At 58.5% G+C, this 17,074-nt stretch carries 14 protein-coding genes; 6 read left to right on the top strand and 8 right to left on the bottom strand.

What is annotated here, in order from left to right; all coding sequences use genetic code 11:
- Positions 1–68: 68 nt before the first annotated feature.
- Together ACWJJK_RS08350 and ACWJJK_RS08355 are read right to left on the bottom strand one after the other, a co-directional pair.
- Complete coding sequence (locus tag ACWJJK_RS08350; protein ID WP_086134369.1) at positions 69–3,179, bottom strand: efflux RND transporter permease subunit; 3,111 nt, start codon at positions 3,177–3,179, stop codon at positions 69–71.
- On the bottom strand, positions 3,179–4,228 hold the full coding sequence (locus ACWJJK_RS08355) for an efflux RND transporter periplasmic adaptor subunit (RefSeq protein ID WP_434113177.1): 1,050 nt from the start codon (positions 4,226–4,228) through the stop codon (positions 3,179–3,181). The genes ACWJJK_RS08350 and ACWJJK_RS08355 overlap by 1 nt, the downstream gene beginning before the upstream one ends.
- A 295-nt stretch (positions 4,229–4,523) precedes the next feature.
- Here ACWJJK_RS08355 and ACWJJK_RS08360 point away from each other — a divergent pair, with 295 nt between their 5' ends.
- Together ACWJJK_RS08360 and ACWJJK_RS08365 are read left to right on the top strand one after the other, a co-directional pair.
- Positions 4,524–5,024, top strand: a complete 501-nt coding sequence (locus tag ACWJJK_RS08360; RefSeq protein ID WP_077730491.1) for a c-type heme family protein — start codon at positions 4,524–4,526, stop codon at positions 5,022–5,024.
- A gap of 149 nt (positions 5,025–5,173) precedes the next feature.
- Entirely contained in the window at positions 5,174–5,743 is a 570-nt protein-coding gene (locus ACWJJK_RS08365) for a hypothetical protein (protein ID WP_434113175.1), read from the top strand.
- Between the two features lie 38 nt (positions 5,744–5,781).
- Here the strand turns inward: ACWJJK_RS08365 and ACWJJK_RS08370 are convergent, their stop codons facing one another.
- The 5 genes from ACWJJK_RS08370 to ACWJJK_RS08390 all read right to left on the bottom strand — a co-directional run bounded on the left by ACWJJK_RS08370 (position 5,782) and on the right by ACWJJK_RS08390 (position 10,343).
- Entirely contained in the window at positions 5,782–6,810 is a 1,029-nt protein-coding gene (locus ACWJJK_RS08370; RefSeq protein WP_434113173.1) for a zinc-dependent alcohol dehydrogenase family protein, read from the bottom strand.
- Between the two features lie 32 nt (positions 6,811–6,842).
- Complete coding sequence (locus ACWJJK_RS08375) at positions 6,843–7,151, bottom strand: hypothetical protein (RefSeq protein ID WP_347257820.1); 309 nt, start codon at positions 7,149–7,151, stop codon at positions 6,843–6,845.
- A gap of 91 nt (positions 7,152–7,242) precedes the next feature.
- Positions 7,243–7,812: an endonuclease dU gene (locus ACWJJK_RS08380; RefSeq protein ID WP_454128853.1), complete on the bottom strand. Its 570-nt coding sequence runs from the start codon at positions 7,810–7,812 to the stop codon at positions 7,243–7,245.
- Between the two features lie 118 nt (positions 7,813–7,930).
- Positions 7,931–8,884: a GGDEF domain-containing protein gene (locus ACWJJK_RS08385; RefSeq protein WP_454128854.1), complete on the bottom strand. Its 954-nt coding sequence runs from the start codon at positions 8,882–8,884 to the stop codon at positions 7,931–7,933.
- A 127-nt stretch (positions 8,885–9,011) separates the two neighbouring features.
- Complete coding sequence (locus tag ACWJJK_RS08390) at positions 9,012–10,343, bottom strand: POT family MFS transporter (RefSeq protein ID WP_156880025.1); 1,332 nt, start codon at positions 10,341–10,343, stop codon at positions 9,012–9,014.
- A gap of 217 nt (positions 10,344–10,560) precedes the next feature.
- Here ACWJJK_RS08390 and ACWJJK_RS08395 point away from each other — a divergent pair, with 217 nt between their 5' ends.
- Complete coding sequence (locus tag ACWJJK_RS08395) at positions 10,561–10,716, top strand: hypothetical protein (protein ID WP_454128855.1); 156 nt, start codon at positions 10,561–10,563, stop codon at positions 10,714–10,716.
- A 234-nt stretch (positions 10,717–10,950) separates the two neighbouring features.
- On the opposite strand, the gene pepN is transcribed toward ACWJJK_RS08395, so the two are convergent.
- The gene (gene pepN, locus ACWJJK_RS08400; protein WP_156880024.1) at positions 10,951–13,584 is read right to left on the bottom strand and encodes an aminopeptidase N; all 2,634 of its coding nucleotides are present in this window, start codon (positions 13,582–13,584) and stop codon (positions 10,951–10,953) included.
- A gap of 134 nt (positions 13,585–13,718) precedes the next feature.
- Between pepN and ACWJJK_RS08405 the strand changes: the two genes are divergently transcribed.
- The 3 genes from ACWJJK_RS08405 to ACWJJK_RS08415 are packed head-to-tail and all read left to right on the top strand — an operon-like array spanning position 13,719 to position 16,737.
- The gene (locus ACWJJK_RS08405) at positions 13,719–14,699 is read left to right on the top strand and encodes an HlyD family efflux transporter periplasmic adaptor subunit (RefSeq protein ID WP_166642471.1); all 981 of its coding nucleotides are present in this window, start codon (positions 13,719–13,721) and stop codon (positions 14,697–14,699) included.
- On the top strand, positions 14,696–15,640 hold the full coding sequence (locus ACWJJK_RS08410) for an ABC transporter ATP-binding protein (RefSeq protein ID WP_156880023.1): 945 nt from the start codon (positions 14,696–14,698) through the stop codon (positions 15,638–15,640). Before ACWJJK_RS08405 ends, ACWJJK_RS08410 begins: the two co-directional genes overlap by 4 nt.
- Positions 15,637–16,737: an ABC transporter permease gene (locus ACWJJK_RS08415; RefSeq protein ID WP_077730500.1), complete on the top strand. Its 1,101-nt coding sequence runs from the start codon at positions 15,637–15,639 to the stop codon at positions 16,735–16,737. The genes ACWJJK_RS08410 and ACWJJK_RS08415 overlap by 4 nt, the downstream gene beginning before the upstream one ends.
- Positions 16,738–17,074: the final 337 nt, after the last annotated feature.

Genomic DNA, 17,074 nt, shown 5'->3' on the forward strand with positions numbered 1-17,074 from the left:
GCAACGGATTGCCGACCTACGATTTCACAATCCTCAACATTAATCCGCAGTAAAAATCGCTCTAGCGTCTACGACGGCTCAGAAAAACGTGGCGGCTCATCGAGGGTTTCGAACCGGCCGAATTTGAGCAATATCGTCGGCATAAGCAGCAGATTGAAAAGGGTGGACGATACCAAACCTCCGATAATGATCGCGGCCATGGGACCCATGATCTCGCGACCCGGATTGTCGCTGTCGACGGCGATGGGCAGCATCGCAAGCGCGGTGACTAGCGCCGTCATCAAGATCGAAGGGAGGCGTTCCTGTGCACCCTGAATCGCGGTTTCCAGATTCCACGACTTGTTTTCCCGTTCTACCAAATGCCGGTAATGGGAAATCAGCATAATCGCATTGCGTACCGTGATTCCGAACAAGGTGACGAACCCTACCATCGACCCGACCGAAAGCGTACTGCCCGTCAGGAATGCGGCAGCAACGCCTCCGGCCAGCGAAAAAGGCAGATTCACCAAGGTGAGGAGGGTATGGCGCACACTGTTGATGGCCAAAAAAATCAGCAACATAACGCCAACACCCGACAGCAGCGCATGGACCGTCAGTTCCCGGCGTGCTTTACCTTGCTCCACGGCGGCGCCGCTGAACTCGGGATAGACGTCCGGCGGAAAATCGATGGCGGTGAGCGTTCGCCGGCGAAGTTCTTCCATAAACGACGCCGTGTCCCGACCGGCCACGTTTGCCGTGACGGTCTGCACACGCTGGCCGCCCCGATGAAGTATGTTATACCGTCCGCCGACCTGCTGGATCTCCGCGATTTGGCTCAATTCCACGATAAGACCATCCGCGGTGCGCAGCGGTACGTGCGCTACCGTTTCCGGCCGGTGCCGCAATTCCGGCGGCAGAATCACCGCTACCTCGTAAGCGCGATTGTCCAAGTAATAGGCGCCCGCGATCCGTCCCTGCAAAGCCGTTTGCAGGACATCGGCCACTTCCATCGGACGCAAGCCATAAGCGGCCAAATCGTCGAGTTTCAGCCGGATTTGAAGCTGAGGCGTGCTCGGAGGCGATCGCAGTTGTACGTCGATGGCGCCGGGAATGGTTCGGACAAGATCGGCGATCTGGCGCGCTTTCTGATCGAGTTGATCGAGGTCGCTTCCGTAGAGATTGATCACGATCGGTGCCGTGTAACCGGAAATGGTTTCGTCGACCCGCTCGGTCAGAAAGGTGTTCGCTTCGAACAGGATTCCCGGAAAATCGTCCAAGATCTGTCTGAGCCGGTTCAGCACAGATTGTTGAGCTTCGCCTGAAAGCGGCTTCAGCCGAACTTCGTACTCGCTGTAGTGGCTGCCGTAAGTGTCGGCACCGCGCTCGGCTCGGCCGGCCCATTGCGAGACCGATTCGACTTCCGGGATCTCGAGAAATTGCCGGGTCAGCAGCCCGCCGATTCTGAGCGATTCCTTCAATGATGTGCCAGGAAGGCTGCTCGTGTGTACGATGTAATGGCCCTCTCGAAGTCGGGGCAGGAATTCTCCGCCGAGATCGGTCAACGCCAGAATCCCTAATCCGCAAATAACCGCGCTGATCGACAGCGTTGCTCTCGGCCGTTTTGCAACGGATCTCAGCAGGGAGGCGTATTTGGGCTGAAGCAGCCGAATCAGCGGCGGGATCTTGTCGGTCTTGCCGCTCTTCAAGAGCATGTAGCAAAGCGCGGGCGTTACCGTCAGCGCTACGAGCAGGGACATGAGAATCGCGAGGATATAGGCGTGACCGATCGGAGCGAACAAGCGTCCTGCAATTCCGCCGAGCGTCAGGAGCGGCACAAATACCAATGCGACGATGAAACTGGCGTACACCACGGAGCTGCGTACCTCCATGGAGGCATCGTAGACCACGCGGAAAGTCGGACGCGGATTCGGCCTTAGCCGGTTTTCCCGGAGGCGGCGGAAAATGTTTTCAGTGTCGATTATGGCGTCGTCAACCACCTCGCCCAAGGCGATCGCGAGTCCGCCCAAGATCATGATGTTGAGATTGACACCCAGGTTCAGCAAGGTCACCACGGCGGCGGCTAATGAAAGCGGAATGGCGACAGCGGAGATGAATGCGGTGCGGAAATCGAACAAAAATGCGTAAAGCACCGAGACCACCAGAAAGCCACCCACCAGCAAATGCCCGGCGAGATTTTGCAAGGATCGCTCGATGTAATCCGCCGGCCGGAATAGCCGGGGGTGGAAATCGATAGCCCGTTTGGCGAAGAGCTGCTCGAACTCCTCGAGCACGCTTTCGACGTTTCGCGAGACGCTCAGCGTATTGGCGCCGTACTGACCGATCACCATCATGACGATGCCGGGCTTTCCGCCGACGGCTGCTGCGCCGATGGGCGGTCTAGGCGCCGTGGTTACGGTCGCGACATCCGCCAGCGTGATATTCGCGCCGTTCTGGCGCAACAGTACGACTTGCCTCAAGGTCTCCTCGGCCGCCGGAAGGCCGACGATGTTCAAACTGATCCGCTGGTTGTCGTTTTCCACGAACCCGGCCCCCGGCATGCCGGTCGCCTGGCGGGCTGCGAGCACGACATCCCCGGCAGCCAGGCCGTAGCGGCGCAGCCTGGCCGGATCGATTTGAATCTGCAATTGGCGGATTTCGCCGCCGAATACGTTCACATCCGCAACGCCCGGTACGGCCAGCAAACGCGGCACGATGGTCCAGTCCACCAGATCGCGAAGCTCCATGAGGCTGTGGGAAGGCGAGCTAAGTCCGATAGTGAGAACCGTCGCGGAGGCCGATGAAAGCGGTACCATCACCGGTGGACCGGCGCCTACGGGCAGTTTGCCGGCGAGCATGTTCAGGCGCTCGCCGACCAGCTGCCGGTTACGGTAAATGTCCGTGCCTTCCTCGAAGACGGCCGTCACCACCGAGAGGCCCTGGATGGATTCGGACCGGATGCTGTCCAGACCGACCAACCCCGCAAGATGCCTTTCGATGCGCGAGGTGACGAGAGTTTCCGTCTGTTCGGCCGTAAGACCCGGTGCTTCGGTCTGAATAACCACGCGGGGGGCGGAAAATTCGGGAAAGATGTCGAGGTTCGCCTGACCGAGACGGAGCGCGCCGTAAATCAGCAGCAGGAGAGAGAGTGCAACGACCACTCCGCGCCGGTGCACGGCGAAGCGAATGATGGCAGACAGCATCAGTCGTCGTCCTCGTCCGGAATATTTCCGCGGAACTCCTCCGAGAGCAATAACTGTCCGCCGGTTACGACGATCTTGTCGCCGGCGGCAAAGCCGTGGTCGACGAACCAGAAATCGGCGTGCTCGCGGTAGGCGGTGATTTCGGTGCGGATGAATGTGCGGTCGTCGGACTGGCGGTAGGCCCAGGGTTTTCCGGCATGCCAAACGATGGCCGACAGTGGCATGGCGATGCCGGTCAAGGGCTCACCGGAGGTCGGCAGCCAGGCATTGACTCTCATTCCGGCGCGCAGTCGGTCGCTTGGCGCATGAAAGAAAAAAGTTTCGCCCTGCACGAGATCGTCGGTTTTCGGGGCGGGAGAAATGAGTTCTGCCCGGTGTGCCGCGCTCCGGTCGTTTTCACGGGCGACGAACAGAGATCGCTTGTCGGGCGGCAAGGATTGGCCGCTCGGCAAGGCGATCAGAAGCAATACCCGGCTCCGGCTCAAGAAATCCTGAAACAGACGCGATTCGCCGTCGAAGGCGATGCGGGTTAGTTCGTCGCCCCAGGCCTGCCGGGCTTCGTGCCGAATCTCCCTCATCAGTCGGCGGGCGGCCTCGAGCTTGGCTCGATCGGCCTGATATTGCGCCTCGGCTTGCGCCAAATCGCGGCTGGCCACGATGTCCTCGCGGTGCAGGGTCGTCAGCCGGTTGCGGTTTTTTTGAGCCAACTCGACGGCGGCGTTTGCGATTTCGGCCTCGGTGCCCGCCGTTTGATAACGAACGTGCAAAGCCAATAAAGGCTGAATGTCGACTACTTTGCCGTAGGCCATTATCTCCGGGTGAAACGTCAATGCGTTCAAAACCTCGACGGTCAAGCCGCTAGCCTTTTGTTGCTCCGCTGTCATTCGGACCGCCGCGGCACTGCGGGACTCGGGTTCGCTTTTTTGAATCGACGCCGGCCGGTCGGAACGCGCTTTCGCGTCGGGGTCGTCATCATCGGAGAACGCCGGAAAGACAAGAGCAGCTGAAAGCAGAACCGCCATGACGGGCGGACATAAGGTCGGCTTCATTGAAAAAGTCGTAACTACGTGAGATTAAAGCGAAAAAAGATGGTTTCAGAGCCGCGAGACTATAACCCGGCCGATTTGCGAAACACAAACTATCGGCCTGAAAACCCTGACGTGCGTCTCTAATCAGACATGATCTGTCAAAACGATTTGACACTGTATCGACCGAAAACCAAAATGAAAGGCGGATGCTTTCCCGTCATGGCCGGGAAGCTGTCCGACGGATGATGCGTGTAGCACGCATGTCCGGCGACTTAAATTCCACACATCCCATAGAAAGAAAAAGAGGAAAAACCAAATGAGACTCAAGTGTTCGCTCTCTGCTTTGCTATTGGCCGCTGTGGCGGGTACCGCGGGTGCCAACGAAGATCCGGCTGTCGCACGCACAATCGACCAGGTCAAAATGCTCGATGCGTTGTACAAGACCGCGGTCGTGCTGATTACCGAGCATTATGTGGAAAATCCGTCCTCCATTTCGGCAGCAACGGCGTCGAAGCTGTTGTTCGCGGAAATGAAGAAGAACGGGTTTCATGAGGCCCGCCTGATCGGATTGACGGATCAACTGACCAATCCCGAAGAAAACCGTCCGACGGGAAATTTCGAAGAGACGGCGAAGGAAAAGCTATTGTCCGGTGACGAATACTATACGCGGGTGATCAAGGAAGGCGACAAGCGCTATCTTTATATGGCCACAGGAGTCCCGGTCGTGATGGAAAAGTGTGTAATGTGCCACGCCAATTTCAAGGGTAAGACCGGTCCCATAGGCGCACTGGCCTATAAGGTTCCCGTCATCGAATAACTTATCCAAAGCCGAGGAAGCACGGTCTTGGGCCGTGTTTCCCACCCGGCGCTTCTCCATTCCGTTCGTCTTAACCGGCAAGCTGACGAAACGTTGCGGTGCTTCTAACGGATCATTTATTCTGCAATGAACTGCCAAGGAGTCCGTCTATGTTCGATCCAGCGCAATACGGCCCGGTTTTTCAGCCCTTGTTAGACCAAGAGCGATTGAATTCGCTCGGTCCGGGTACGCCTAACGATAAGGCTTTTCCCTTGCTTCAGGCATTGTCGGTCGAGCAGGCATTTCTTCCTCGCCCGGTAAAAGATGTCGGCATGGCCAAATGCTGTCTCGCCGGCTTGTGGCTTTATCACGACTATCTCGAAGAGAGTCATCGCATCAGTCAATCCGTCTCTACCTCCACCGGCAGCTATTGGCACGGCATCATGCACCGCCGAGAGCCGGATAGCTGGAACAGCAAGTATTGGTTCGATCGGGTAGGACAACATCCGGTTTTTCCGGATTTATGCGAGGCTGCAAAAAATCTCGCGGAGCGAGATTCGCCCCTTCCCGAGACGCGATTCTTGCTCGAGCAGAAGCGCTGGGACCCGCATCGGTTCGTCGATCTTTGCGAGGCCAGCCGAACGGGAAAAAGCCGAGCCGAAAACCTGTGCCGAAAGATTCAACTGCGGGAATGGCAATTGCTGTTCGATTATTGCTACAGGCAGGCTGTCGGGATGTGATCGCCGCGGACTAGCGTGCGGACTGTCCATGGCGCTTTTCACGCCACCCGCAGCACTTTCGCTCCACGAATCCGGCGCATTTTGAGGTCGAGCAGCGCGCGATTGGCATCTTCCAGCGCGTATTCTTCGACTTCGGGGCGAATGGGAATCTCGGCGGCCAAGGCCAGAAAATCGCCGACGTCGCTTCGGGCGACGTTCGCCACGCTCTTGATTTCCTTTTCCATCCACAGATGGCTCGGATACTCCAGCCGTAGCAGAGAATCCTTATCGGCATCCTCCTTGCGGATCGCATTGATGACCAGCCTTCCGCCGGGGGCGAGATGCCTCAGGGATTCGACCACGGGCTTCCAAACCGGCGTGGTATCGATGATGGCGTCCAGTTTTGCCGGAGGCTCGTCGTCGGTGTCGCCGGCCCATGCCGCGCCCAACTCCAGGGCAAAGGCGCGTTCCTCCGGATTTCTGGCGAACACGAATACCTGCGTTCCCGGATAACGGTGGCGGACCATCATCAGGACCAGATGGGCCGACGCGCCGAATCCGGTAAGCCCCAGGATCTCGCCATCTTTGAGTTCCGTCAGTTTGAGCGAGCGATAGCCGATCGCGCCGGCACACAGCAAGGGCGCGGCCTCGACGTCGGAGAACGCGTCGGGAATGGCGAACACGAACTCTGCCTGTGCCGTCATGTATTCCGCGTAGCCGCCATGGGCGTCACGCCCGGTGGCTTCGAATTGCTCGCAAAGATTTTCGTTTCCTGCCCGGCAATAGGCGCAGATTCCGCAGGCCGAGTGAATCCAGGCGACGCCTACGCGATCGCCGACGGAAAAACCGGTGGCCGAAGACCCGAGTTCGTCCACTCGGCCTACGACCTGATGCCCTAGGATCACCGGTAGCCGGGGCGGGGGCGTGCGGCCTTCGATCTCGTCCAATTCGGTATGGCAGACGCCGCAGGCGGAGACTTTGATCAGCAACTCGTCGGAATGCGGAACCGGTTTTGGCCAATCCGCCAGGGCCAGCGGCGCCGGATTCTCGGCCAGCTTGGAAATTCGTTCGAGGACCATCGCTTTCATGACATCCCTCCTGTGGGAAAGTCCTGCCGGTGTCATCGGCGTGGATCGTACTCGTCGAGATAGGTTGTAATGCCGTAGGAAACCGGCCAGAACAGGGTCTCTATGGCGGCGCCGAAAGGCAGCACCAAGCCCGCCACCGCGCGCTCGGTGAAGGTCGGTTCGGTAAACATGTCGAAATCCCTTCTGAGCTTTTCCCGATCGTCCGTCAGAAGGGCATATTGCAGGCGGGTATCGTGAAACGCCATGGGCCGGTCGGTTCCGCCCAGGCTCAGCGAAGTACAACCGGTTAAGGCCGTCATTGCCATCGAAACTAGCAGCGCCCGAACAAAAAAGGTATTCATTTGGCCTCCGGTCCCCTGTTGAGATTCAGCATTCGGATAAATTCTCCGGGCAGATCAAGAAATAGTCACGAGGGCAGGGGGCCTCGGATGTTCAGGCGCGATGGGTACTCTCGCCCCGGGAGATGCCGCCGGCGATGATGTGAGCGGTGCGCAAAGGCTCCGGCAGCCGGCCATGAACGGCATGCAGCCGGATTAGAGCTTCGGTTTCCCTTACCGACAAGCCGGCACGCTGAACGTAAACTCCGGCGATGGGCTCCATCGGTCCGGCCCGTTCGATAAGCCGCCATTTTCGTTGTCCGCCCCGAACATGATCGAGCAAGGCATCGCGGATTTTATCGAGATTCGGGAGATGGCGGGCTACGACGAGCACCGGCCGTTCCAGTGTTTTCTGCAACCGGTGTATGTCGACGACATTGAATCCGGCGAAAGCGATTCCCTGAAGCAAAACGGCCTGAAGATGGGGATAAAAGCGAGAACCCGTAATCAGTTGAGCCAATATCCGAGTCGCGTTCGCACCGTCCCGGCGCACTTTTCCCGAGAGGACGCCGTCAAGACGAGAGCCCGCGTAGAAGGCGCCTACGATCATGACATCGCCCCGATGATGCCGGTCGAAAGGCGCATCATCGAACCCGATCGCATGAGAAAGACGAGGAGATGCCATTGAGTCTTGCAGTCCGGCGAAATAGCCTCGAAGCTCCAGAACGCGTTATCGTGCTCGACTGTACCGGTTGAGCCGGTGTTCCGACCGGGGCTCGCGGCGCCGTTTCCGGGTTCAAGTCTCAGCCTAAGTCGGTCTCGTTGATGACCAAATTGCGTCCGCTGTCTTTCGCTTTGAGGAGGCAGCGTTCGGCTCGTTGCATCAGATCGGATAGGGTGTCGCTGGGATGCATTTCTGCAACGCCTGCGCTGATTTTCACCGGGATGGCTTTGCCGTTGTATCGCAATGGAATCCGGTCCAGCAAGGTACGGAGACGGTCAAGAGCGAATGTGGCTCCCGAGGCGTTGCCGCCCGGGAAAACGGCGACGAATTCCTCATCGCCGAAGCGAGCGAAAATATCCTGCGTTCGCAACAGCCCGCGGGCTGCCGTGACCAAATGGGTCAGCGCCTGATCGCCGGCGTCACGACCATGGGCGTCATTGATCTGGCCGAGCAAGTCGATATCGATCAGGCCGATCGATATCTGATCTTTCTGACGCCGGCTTCGCGTGAATTCGCGAGTCAGGACGATGTCGAGACCGCGCCGGTTCAAAATGCCCGTCAGCGGATCGATTCGGCTCAAGCTTCGGCTTTCCTTTATTTCATCCTGGACGCGTTGGAGCAATTGCTGGGTTTCCCGTAACTCGGCCTGGGAGTCGGCGACTCTTTGCCTGAGCTGGGAGAGCGTCTTCATGATTTGGCTAAGCGCCTGCTCCACCGAAAAGTCTTGCGTATCGGCACTCTTCTCGTTGAAAAGCTTCTGAAAGTGGCCATCGAACGTCCCCAACTCAGCGGCGAGACCGAATGTCGTGTCGGTAAGAATCTGCAAGATCGTGTCGACGGCGGCGGTTACTTCGGCCTCGGGTGTCGATTCACCCGGCGATGGCTCCGGCTTTTGTCCGCTCAATTCCCCGGCGATCAGATAATAATGCTCCGCATAATGATCCGGGGTTGGCGGCAAACCCGATTCCGTCAGGCGTCGTAATGCTTGTCGCGCTACCGCAACGGGTTGAGGAGAGATGATCTCGGCTGTCATTTTGGGCACTTCATCCGTATGGGCGTGGGTTTATAGCGAAAAATAGACTAAATAGCTTGGTTAAGTAAGTTTTGAGCGACATGAACCTAGCGCAAAGCTTCTTGTCTCCGGCCGAAAATTCGGAACGTCAAACATCCGCCATTCTAGCTGTTTCGGGATAGTGGCGGCTCGCGGCGGCGAACATGATCGCAGTGGCGAGCATCAGCAGCGAGAAAAACCAGAAATAATCGGCTCCGGCCAGTTTCGAAGTACCATCGGGATTCTGAATGAAAAAGTTGACCGTGCTGGTGAAAAGATTTCCGGCGGCGACGGAGAGCATGAAAAAGGACATCACGAAGGATTTCATGGCTGGCGGAGCCTGAGTGTAGGAGAACTCCAGACAGGTGATCGACACCATGACTTCCGATGCGGTCAGAACGACATAATTGAGCAGCTGCCAACCGATGGACAGGGAAACGCCGGCATCCAACGCACGCTGAATCCAAGCCGCGAATGCGAATGAAAAAGCCGCCAGCAACATGCCCGCGCCGATTTTCCTCAGCGCCGTGACACGCATGCGACGTTCCAGGCTCGGATAAATGCCGTAGTAAAAAAGCGGCGTCAGAATCATGATGAGCAACGGATTGGCTGCCTGGATCTGCGAGGGCAGAATCCGGTAGCCCAGAAATGTCTGATCCATCTTCTGGGCCTGTAGCACCCAAGACGAACCGGTCTGATCGAACAGTGCCCAAAACATCGCTACGAACGCATAGATGACGCCGAGCCGGGCAAGGATCCGCCAACTCTCATGACTCAATATTCCCTGCAAGAAAGCGACCCCGCCGGCAGGAATATGGGCGAAGCGGTAACGGCCCGACCAAAAAATGACCGTAGCAATGAGCATCAGGACTCCCGGCAGCGCGAACGCTGTCGAGGCACCGTAGTGCTCCAGCAACCAAGGTGTCACCAGCATCGATGTGAATGCGCCGAAATTGAGGGCGAAATAAAACCAGCTATAAACCCGGCTGAGCAAATGCCGGTTGGTTTTCGCGAATTGATCGCCGACGTGGGCGGAAACGCAAGGCTTGATGCCGCCCGCGCCCAATGCGATCAAGCTTTGTCCGATCAGGAGCCCGGTGCGGGTGTCGTCCAGTGCGAGGGCCAAGTGCCCCAAGCAATAAACCAGCGACAGCACGATGATGGTGCGGTATTTTCCGAGCCACCCGTCGGCGAGCAGCGCCCCCAGGATCGGGGTGAAATAAGTGGCCGAGACGAACAAGTGAAAATAGGCCTTGGCTTCCTCTTCGCTCATAGGATCGGGATAACCCGCGGGGCTCATCAGGTGTTGGCTCATGAACACCACCAGCACCGCACGCATGCCGTAATAGCTGAATCGCTCGGCCGCCTCGTTGCCGATGATGTAAGGGATGCCGGGCGGCAGTCCTTCGATCGGAAGAGGCTTGGTGCGGTACGGCGTCATGGTTGCATTACGGTTTGCAGATCGCCTAGGAATGCCGGCGTACCGGAAAAAGCGACATGGCGCGGACGTGTACTGCGACGGGCCTCCGCCAATCTCGGCCTTTTTTGATTTAAATCAAGAAACGCAGAATTTCCATTGGTTACTGTATACCCGCGCGCCAATTCCGGCGCAGTAATAAAAACAATCATTCGCAACAAACTATTCTGAGGAAGCCGTAATGGAAAAAGAGAAAGACTACTTCTGGTTCTACATTGGCGGTGTCATCATTGCAGTCGCGATCACTTTGGTGATGGTCAAAGGAAGCGAGCACGAAAAATACGCCACGGCCGCCAAGGCCATAGCCGAGGATTCCACCAACTCCTCTTACCGATAAAAGCCGGCACGAGCTGCTTTACCGGTCCCGACCCTATCACCAAGCGTATTAGGCAGCCAAATGCAACGTAGGATGAGCGGTTAACCGTGCCCATTCTACGTTGCTAGTTTTTGAGCAGTCGAAAAACGAGCTGCAAGGGGCCTTGCAACCGCAACCGGTATACGAGACCTCGATGCTCATTTCAAGCGCAACGCTTTTTTAGTGCTTTTTCCTCCGGATTATCTGTCGGACTGCTCAGGACAGACTCTTCATCGCTACCTCGTAGACATCCTTCGAAACATTCTCGATTCCGGCGATCCGCTGAAGTTGCTGGCGCATCGATTGCTGCCGCGCCGTGTCGTAGCGCCGCCATGGCGTCAAGGCCGTCAGCATTCGGGCGGCCACTTGCGGATTCAAGGCATTCAAGGCGATGACATGGTCGGCGAGAAACGCGTAGCCCGCGCCGTCGCGGACGTGGAAATTGACCGGGTTGGCCTGGGAAAACGCGCCAATCAGCGAACGAACCCGGTTTGGGGTTTTCAAGTCGAAAGCGGGATGCGAAAGCAATTCTTTGACCCGATCCAATGTTCCAGGTAGACGGCAGGTGGCCTGCAGGGTAAACCACTTGTCGATCACCAGGTCTTCTTCCCGCCAATGCTCGTAGAACTCGGCCAGACAATCGGTTTTTTCCGGATTGCGGCTGTTCACGATCGTCGATAACGCCGAGATTTGATCGGTCATCGTGCGCGCATCGCGGAACTGCCGGACGCTGAGGCGATAAGCTTCTTCGGTCTCCAGCTCTCCTAGGTAAGCGAGACAGACGTTCTTCAGCCGGCGCCGGCCGACGGCCTCGTCGAGATGATGTGTCTGATACAGGCGGCGGAATTCCTGTTCCAAGGTGCGAGCCAGCGCCCGTTTTACGGTTTGCCGGGCTTGGTGAACGGCATCGGGATCGATCACCTTCATCGATGCGCTGATGTATTCCTCGGACGGCAGGGTCAATAGCAACGCCAGATAGGACAAATCGGGCCAGTGATCGGAAATCACCTGCCGATAGGCCTCGGTGAGATGGCTATCGACGGTTTCCGGCGTCTCTCCCTTGGAGAATTGGCCGACGAGATCGAGGATCACCTGGGTGGCCAACTGTTGTCCGGCGTCCCAGCGGTTGAAAGGATCGGGATCGCGGGAGAAAAGGAAAGCGAGTTCCTGGTAGCCGCGTTTCAGATGCAGCCGGACCGGTGCGGAAAATCCTCGCAGGGCAGAGACCACGGGTTTTTCCGGCAGACCGACGAAGCGGAAGCGCTGTTCGGATTCCTTTACGTCCAGCACCCGGGTTTTCTGCCGATGCGGCTCGGATTCGCCCTCGAGCTGCAAGGGCAGCTCCGTGCCGTCCGGCGCCAGCAGGCCTATTGCCAAAGGAATGTGGAACGGGGTCTTTACCGGTTGGCCCGGCGTGGGCGGGCAGCTTTGCCTCACGGTAAGATTGAGAGCTTGGGTTTCCGCATCGTAATCGGCGGCGATACGCACTTCGGGCGTTCCGGCCTGGCTGTACCAGCGGCGGAACTGCGTGAGATCGACGCCGTTGCCGTCCTCCATGCACCTGACGAAGTCGTCGCAGGTCACCGCTTGTCCGTCATGGCGCTGGAAATAGAGATCCGTGCCTTTGCGGAACCCGTCCTTGCCGAGCAGCGTTTGGATCATGCGGACCACTTCGGCGCCTTTTTCGTAGACGGTCAAGGTGTAGAAATTATTGATTTCGATATACGACTCGGGTCGCACGGGATGGGCGAGGGGGCCCGCGTCCTCTGCGAATTGCCGGGTGCGCAGCATGTTGACCTCGTCGATGCGTTTGACGGCTCGGGAAGTCCGGTCGGCGCTGAACTCCTGGTCGCGGAACACGGTCAAGCCTTCCTTGAGGCTGAGCTGGAACCAATCCCGGCAGGTGATGCGGTTGCCGGTCCAGTTATGGAAATACTCATGGCCGATGACGCCCTCGATATGCTCGTAGTCGGCGTCCGTAGCGGTGTCCGGCCGGGCCAGGACGTACTTGGTGTTGAAGATGTTGAGCCCCTTGTTTTCCATGGCGCCCATGTTGAAGTGACCTACCGCCACGATCATGTACAGGTCCAGGTCGTATTCCCGCCCGTAGGTCTCCTCGTCCCAGCGCATCGCATTCTTGAGGGACTGCATGGCGTGATCGCATTTGTCGAGGTCGTGCTTTTCGACGAAGATCTGCAAGGTGACTTCCTTGCCGGAGCCCGTTACATAGCGGTCTTCGAGGCATTCCAGCCGTCCCGCGACCAGCGCGAACAGATAGGATGGTTTCTTGAAGGGGTCCTCCCATTTCACCCAATGGCGGCCGTTCTTCAGCTCGCCGGTCGCGATGCGGTTGCCGTTGGACAGTAGCACCGGATAACGCGATTTGTCCGCCACCAGGGTCGTCGTGTATTTGGCCATTACGTCCGGGCGGTCGGGGAAATACGTGATCTTCCTGAACCCTTGGGCTTCGCACTGAGTGCAGAGCATGTCCTTGGAGAGATAAAGCCCTTCCAAGGCGGTGTTCGCTTTGGGGTTGATGCGGGTGACGATCTCGAGATCGAACGGACGGTCCGGAACGCTGGGGAGAACCAGGGTCTCTTCGGTCAGACGATACTCGGGGGCGCTTAAATTGCGGCCGTTCAGCCGGATCGATTCGAGCAAGAGCTGTTCGCCGTTCAGTTCGAGTTCCCGGTGCTCGCGCGGCGATTCCGGATTCCGCCGCACCCGAAGCTTGGCGGTGACGCGAGTATTTTCCTCGTCCAATTCGAAAAAAAGATCGACGGTTTCGATGAGATAGTCCGGCGGCGTGTAGTCTTTGAGGTAGACGGTGTTTGGTGTGTGTTCGCGCATCGTGGTCGAGCCTTATGTCGATGATGGTGGAATGATACGGCTTAGACCGGGGAAACGGGAGAGCTGTCGGCTTCCGATTCGCTTTCGATCTTGCTCGATGGCTGAACATGGCCGAAAGCGGTTACCATGAGCGAATGATACGCCCAATTTACAATGCTTCAGTCCTTGCGGCGGCGCTGCTGCTTCTCGGTTGCGGACAGGACCAATCGAGCCGCCGCGTGGTCGGCATTCTGGAATGGGATCGAGTGGAGTTGATTGCCGAAGTATCGGAGCCTATCGTCGAAATTCCGGCCGAAGAAGGCGACTGGGTCGAATCGGGGCAAGTTCTGGTGCGCCTCGATCCGGCACGGCAACAGGCTCGGCTGAACGAGGCGGCGGCGGCGCGGGATCGGGCTGCCGCCCGGTTGCAGGAACTGGAAAGGGGACCCCGGATCGAGCGCATCCGGGAGGCGGAGGCGCGGTTCGAAGGCGCGCATCAGGTGTACGAAGTACGCCGTCGCGAATTCGAGCGGGTGAACGAGTTGCTGCCCCGTAAGCTCATCAGTCCGGACGAGGTGGACCGGGCAAGACGGGAGTTTAAAGCCGCTCTTGCCGAGCGCGACTCGGCTTCGGCCGTACTCGAGGAGCTCAAAGCCGGCACCCGTGTGGAAGAAGTGGAGCAGGCGCGCCAGGCGCTGGCCTCCGCCGAGGCGGCCGTGCAAGTCGCCGAAACCAATCTGGAACGCCTGACCGTGCGGGCGCCTGTGGCGGGGCGTCTTGACAGCCTGCCGCTCAAGCTCGGAAATCAGCCGCAAGTCGGCGCGGTGCTGGCCGTGCTGCTCTCCGGTGCTGCGCCCTATGCACGGGTCTACATTCCGGAACCGATCCGTGTATCCGTCATGCCCGGAGACGCCGCCCGGGTTTGGCTGGACGGTGTCGCCGAGCCGTTTCAAGGCACCGTTCGCATGGTGAGTTCGGATCCCGTCTTTACGCCCTTCTTCGCCCTGACCGAGCGCGACCGGCGGCGTCTAAGCTATGTCGCGAAAATCTATCTGAGCGAAACGGTCCGAAACGTGCCGGCCGGGCTTCCGGTCGAGGCTGAACTCTCGGCCGTTGGGCGGTCCGAGCGGCCATGAGCGGCGACTATGCGATCACGGCGCGCGGGCTGACGCGCCGTTTCGGTACCGTCATCGCCGTCGATCACGTCGATCTCGCCATTTCCCGCGCCACGATCTACGGATTTCTCGGACCGAACGGCTCCGGCAAATCGACCACGATCCGCATGCTGTGCGGTCTGCTGACGCCGTCGGAGGGTGAGGCCGAAGTCTTGGGGCATCGTATTCCCGGCGAAGCCGAAGCCATCAAGCGAAAAATCGGCTACATGACCCAGCGTTTCTCGCTTTACGAAGATCTCACGGTCCGGGAAAACCTGGAGTTCATGGCCGATGTCTACAGCCTGCCGCGTAGGTCCGCCCGGCAGCGCATCGGCCAATTGCTCGATAAATACAATCTCGCGGACCGTGAGCGGCAGCGGGCCGGGACACTCAGCGGAGGCCAAAAGCAACGCCTCGCGCTAGCGGCGGTGACGGTGCACGAGCCGGAACTGCTGTTTTTGGACGAACCGACCAGCGCGGTCGATCCGCAGAGCCGGCGCGATTTCTGGGAAAGCCTGTTCGAGCTTTGCGACAAGGGGACGACGATTTTGGTGTCCACCCACTACATGGACGAAGCGGAGCGCTGCCATGGCCTCGCAATCCTGGACCGCGGTCGGGTGGTCGCGGATGGCGCGCCGCAGGAGTTGGAAAGGCGCATCGACGCCAGCGTCGTGGAAATGGAAACCGGCGATTCGAGGACCGTGCGGCGGCTGCTGACGGATTTGCCCGGCGTGCTCAGCGTGACCCAGCTCGGCATGCGCCTGCGGGTGCTGCTAGACCGATCCGTTGCCGATCCGCTGGCGCTAATCCGTACGGGTCTCATCGGGCAGCGGCTTCAATTCGATGCCCGGTTGACCCACCCGAACCTCGAAGACGTCTTCGTCGCCGCCACCCAAGGCCGCTATCTCAAAGCGCAAGCGTGAAAGGTCTGCTGCGACTTTTTGCCATCCTGCGGAAGGAGGTCCGCCAGCTCAGGCGCGACCGGCTGACGTTCGGCATGATCGTCGGCATTCCGCTGTTGCAGATCACGCTGTTCGGTTTCGCCATCAATACCGATGTGCGCCATTTGAGCGCCGGCGTGGCCGATCACGCCAACACGCAGTTTTCCCGCATTCTGGCCGCCGACGCGCAAGCATCTCAAGTCGTCGACATTACCCGGCGGGTAGAAACGCCGGAACAATTGGAAACCCTGCTTCGGCGAGGTGAAATCTCGGTCGGGATTTTCATTCCTTCGGATTTCGGGCAGCGTCTGGCAAGGCGTGACAGACCGGCCGCCCAGCTCATGATAGACGGGTCCGACCCTCTGATCCTGGCTGCCGCGCGTCAGCTTACCGGAATGAGCTTGCGCTACGATACGGCGCCCAGGCAGACCACCGATGTGCCTTTGTTCGAGATCCGCAATTATTACAACCCGGAACGGCGCTCGGCCGTCAATATCGTGCCCGGCTTGATGGGAGTCATTCTGACGATGACCATGGTGCTGTTCACCGCGGTGGCCATCGTGCGGGAGCGTGAGCGCGGCAATCTCGAACTGCTCATCAATACGCCGGTAAGAAATCTTGAGCTCATGGTGGGGAAGATCATTCCCTACGTCATCATCGGATTGATCCAAGTGAGCCTGATACTTTTGCTCGGAGTTCTGCTGTTCCACGTGCCGATTCAAGGCCGGATGATCGATATTTATCTGGCCGCATTGGTGTTTATCGCGGCCAACTTAACGATGGGATTGGTGATTTCGACACTGGCCCGGACGCAGTTTCAGGCGATGCAGACCACTTTTTTCTTTTTCTTGCCCTCGATACTTATTTCGGGCTTCATGTTTCCCTTCGACGGCATGCCCAGGGCGGCACAATATATTGCCGAATTGCTTCCGCTGACCCATTTCGTCCGGCTGATCCGGGGTATCATGCTGCGCGGCGCGGAATTGTCGGAACTGCTGTCCGAAATGTGGGCTTTGATGGCGTTCATGCTCATCACCCTGGGCGTCGCCATGCTGCGATTCAAGAAGCGGCTGGATTGATCGCGCGAACGTCGCGAAGGTAGAGTATCCTCTCGGGATACGCCGTTGTGGTGCACTCTTTGCTGGATTTTTCGAGACCCCAAGGTGTCTTATTGGAATCCGTTCGAGAATTTCCACCGTCCGGAGTTGCCACCGATCGATGTTCGCTCTGCCCTCGCTCTTTCAGACCGGATTGCATTGACACAGTGCTGCGAGGGAGTCGCCATGCGGAAATCGTCGGCGAGCGGTAACACGTGTACCCCTCTGGCGAGGGCGGCTTCGAGAATGGTGGACCAGCCTTCTGTTCGCTCGAGATTTTGCGGTGACCGGTGCAGGCGTGCTTAAAGTCCAATTCGGA

It is taken from the genome of Methylocaldum gracile (assembly GCF_053646815.1).

Coding starts and splice junctions, on each gene's coding strand:
- ACWJJK_RS08390 (WP_156880025.1), bottom strand. CDS start 10,343: ATGACGCCGTACCGCACCAAGCCTCTTCCGATCGAAGGACTGCCGCCC.
- ACWJJK_RS08395 (WP_454128855.1), top strand. CDS start 10,561: ATGGAAAAAGAGAAAGACTACTTCTGGTTCTACATTGGCGGTGTCATC.
- ACWJJK_RS08365 (WP_434113175.1), top strand. CDS start 5,174: ATGTTCGATCCAGCGCAATACGGCCCGGTTTTTCAGCCCTTGTTAGAC.
- pepN (WP_156880024.1), bottom strand. CDS start 13,584: ATGCGCGAACACACACCAAACACCGTCTACCTCAAAGACTACACGCCG.
- ACWJJK_RS08360 (WP_077730491.1), top strand. CDS start 4,524: ATGAGACTCAAGTGTTCGCTCTCTGCTTTGCTATTGGCCGCTGTGGCG.
- ACWJJK_RS08385 (WP_454128854.1), bottom strand. CDS start 8,884: ATGACAGCCGAGATCATCTCTCCTCAACCCGTTGCGGTAGCGCGACAA.
- ACWJJK_RS08380 (WP_454128853.1), bottom strand. CDS start 7,812: ATGGCATCTCCTCGTCTTTCTCATGCGATCGGGTTCGATGATGCGCCT.
- ACWJJK_RS08410 (WP_156880023.1), top strand. CDS start 14,696: ATGAGCGGCGACTATGCGATCACGGCGCGCGGGCTGACGCGCCGTTTC.
- ACWJJK_RS08355 (WP_434113177.1), bottom strand. CDS start 4,228: ATGAAGCCGACCTTATGTCCGCCCGTCATGGCGGTTCTGCTTTCAGCT.
- ACWJJK_RS08370 (WP_434113173.1), bottom strand. CDS start 6,810: ATGAAAGCGATGGTCCTCGAACGAATTTCCAAGCTGGCCGAGAATCCG.
- ACWJJK_RS08405 (WP_166642471.1), top strand. CDS start 13,719: ATGATACGCCCAATTTACAATGCTTCAGTCCTTGCGGCGGCGCTGCTG.
- ACWJJK_RS08350 (WP_086134369.1), bottom strand. CDS start 3,179: ATGCTGTCTGCCATCATTCGCTTCGCCGTGCACCGGCGCGGAGTGGTC.
- ACWJJK_RS08375 (WP_347257820.1), bottom strand. CDS start 7,151: ATGAATACCTTTTTTGTTCGGGCGCTGCTAGTTTCGATGGCAATGACG.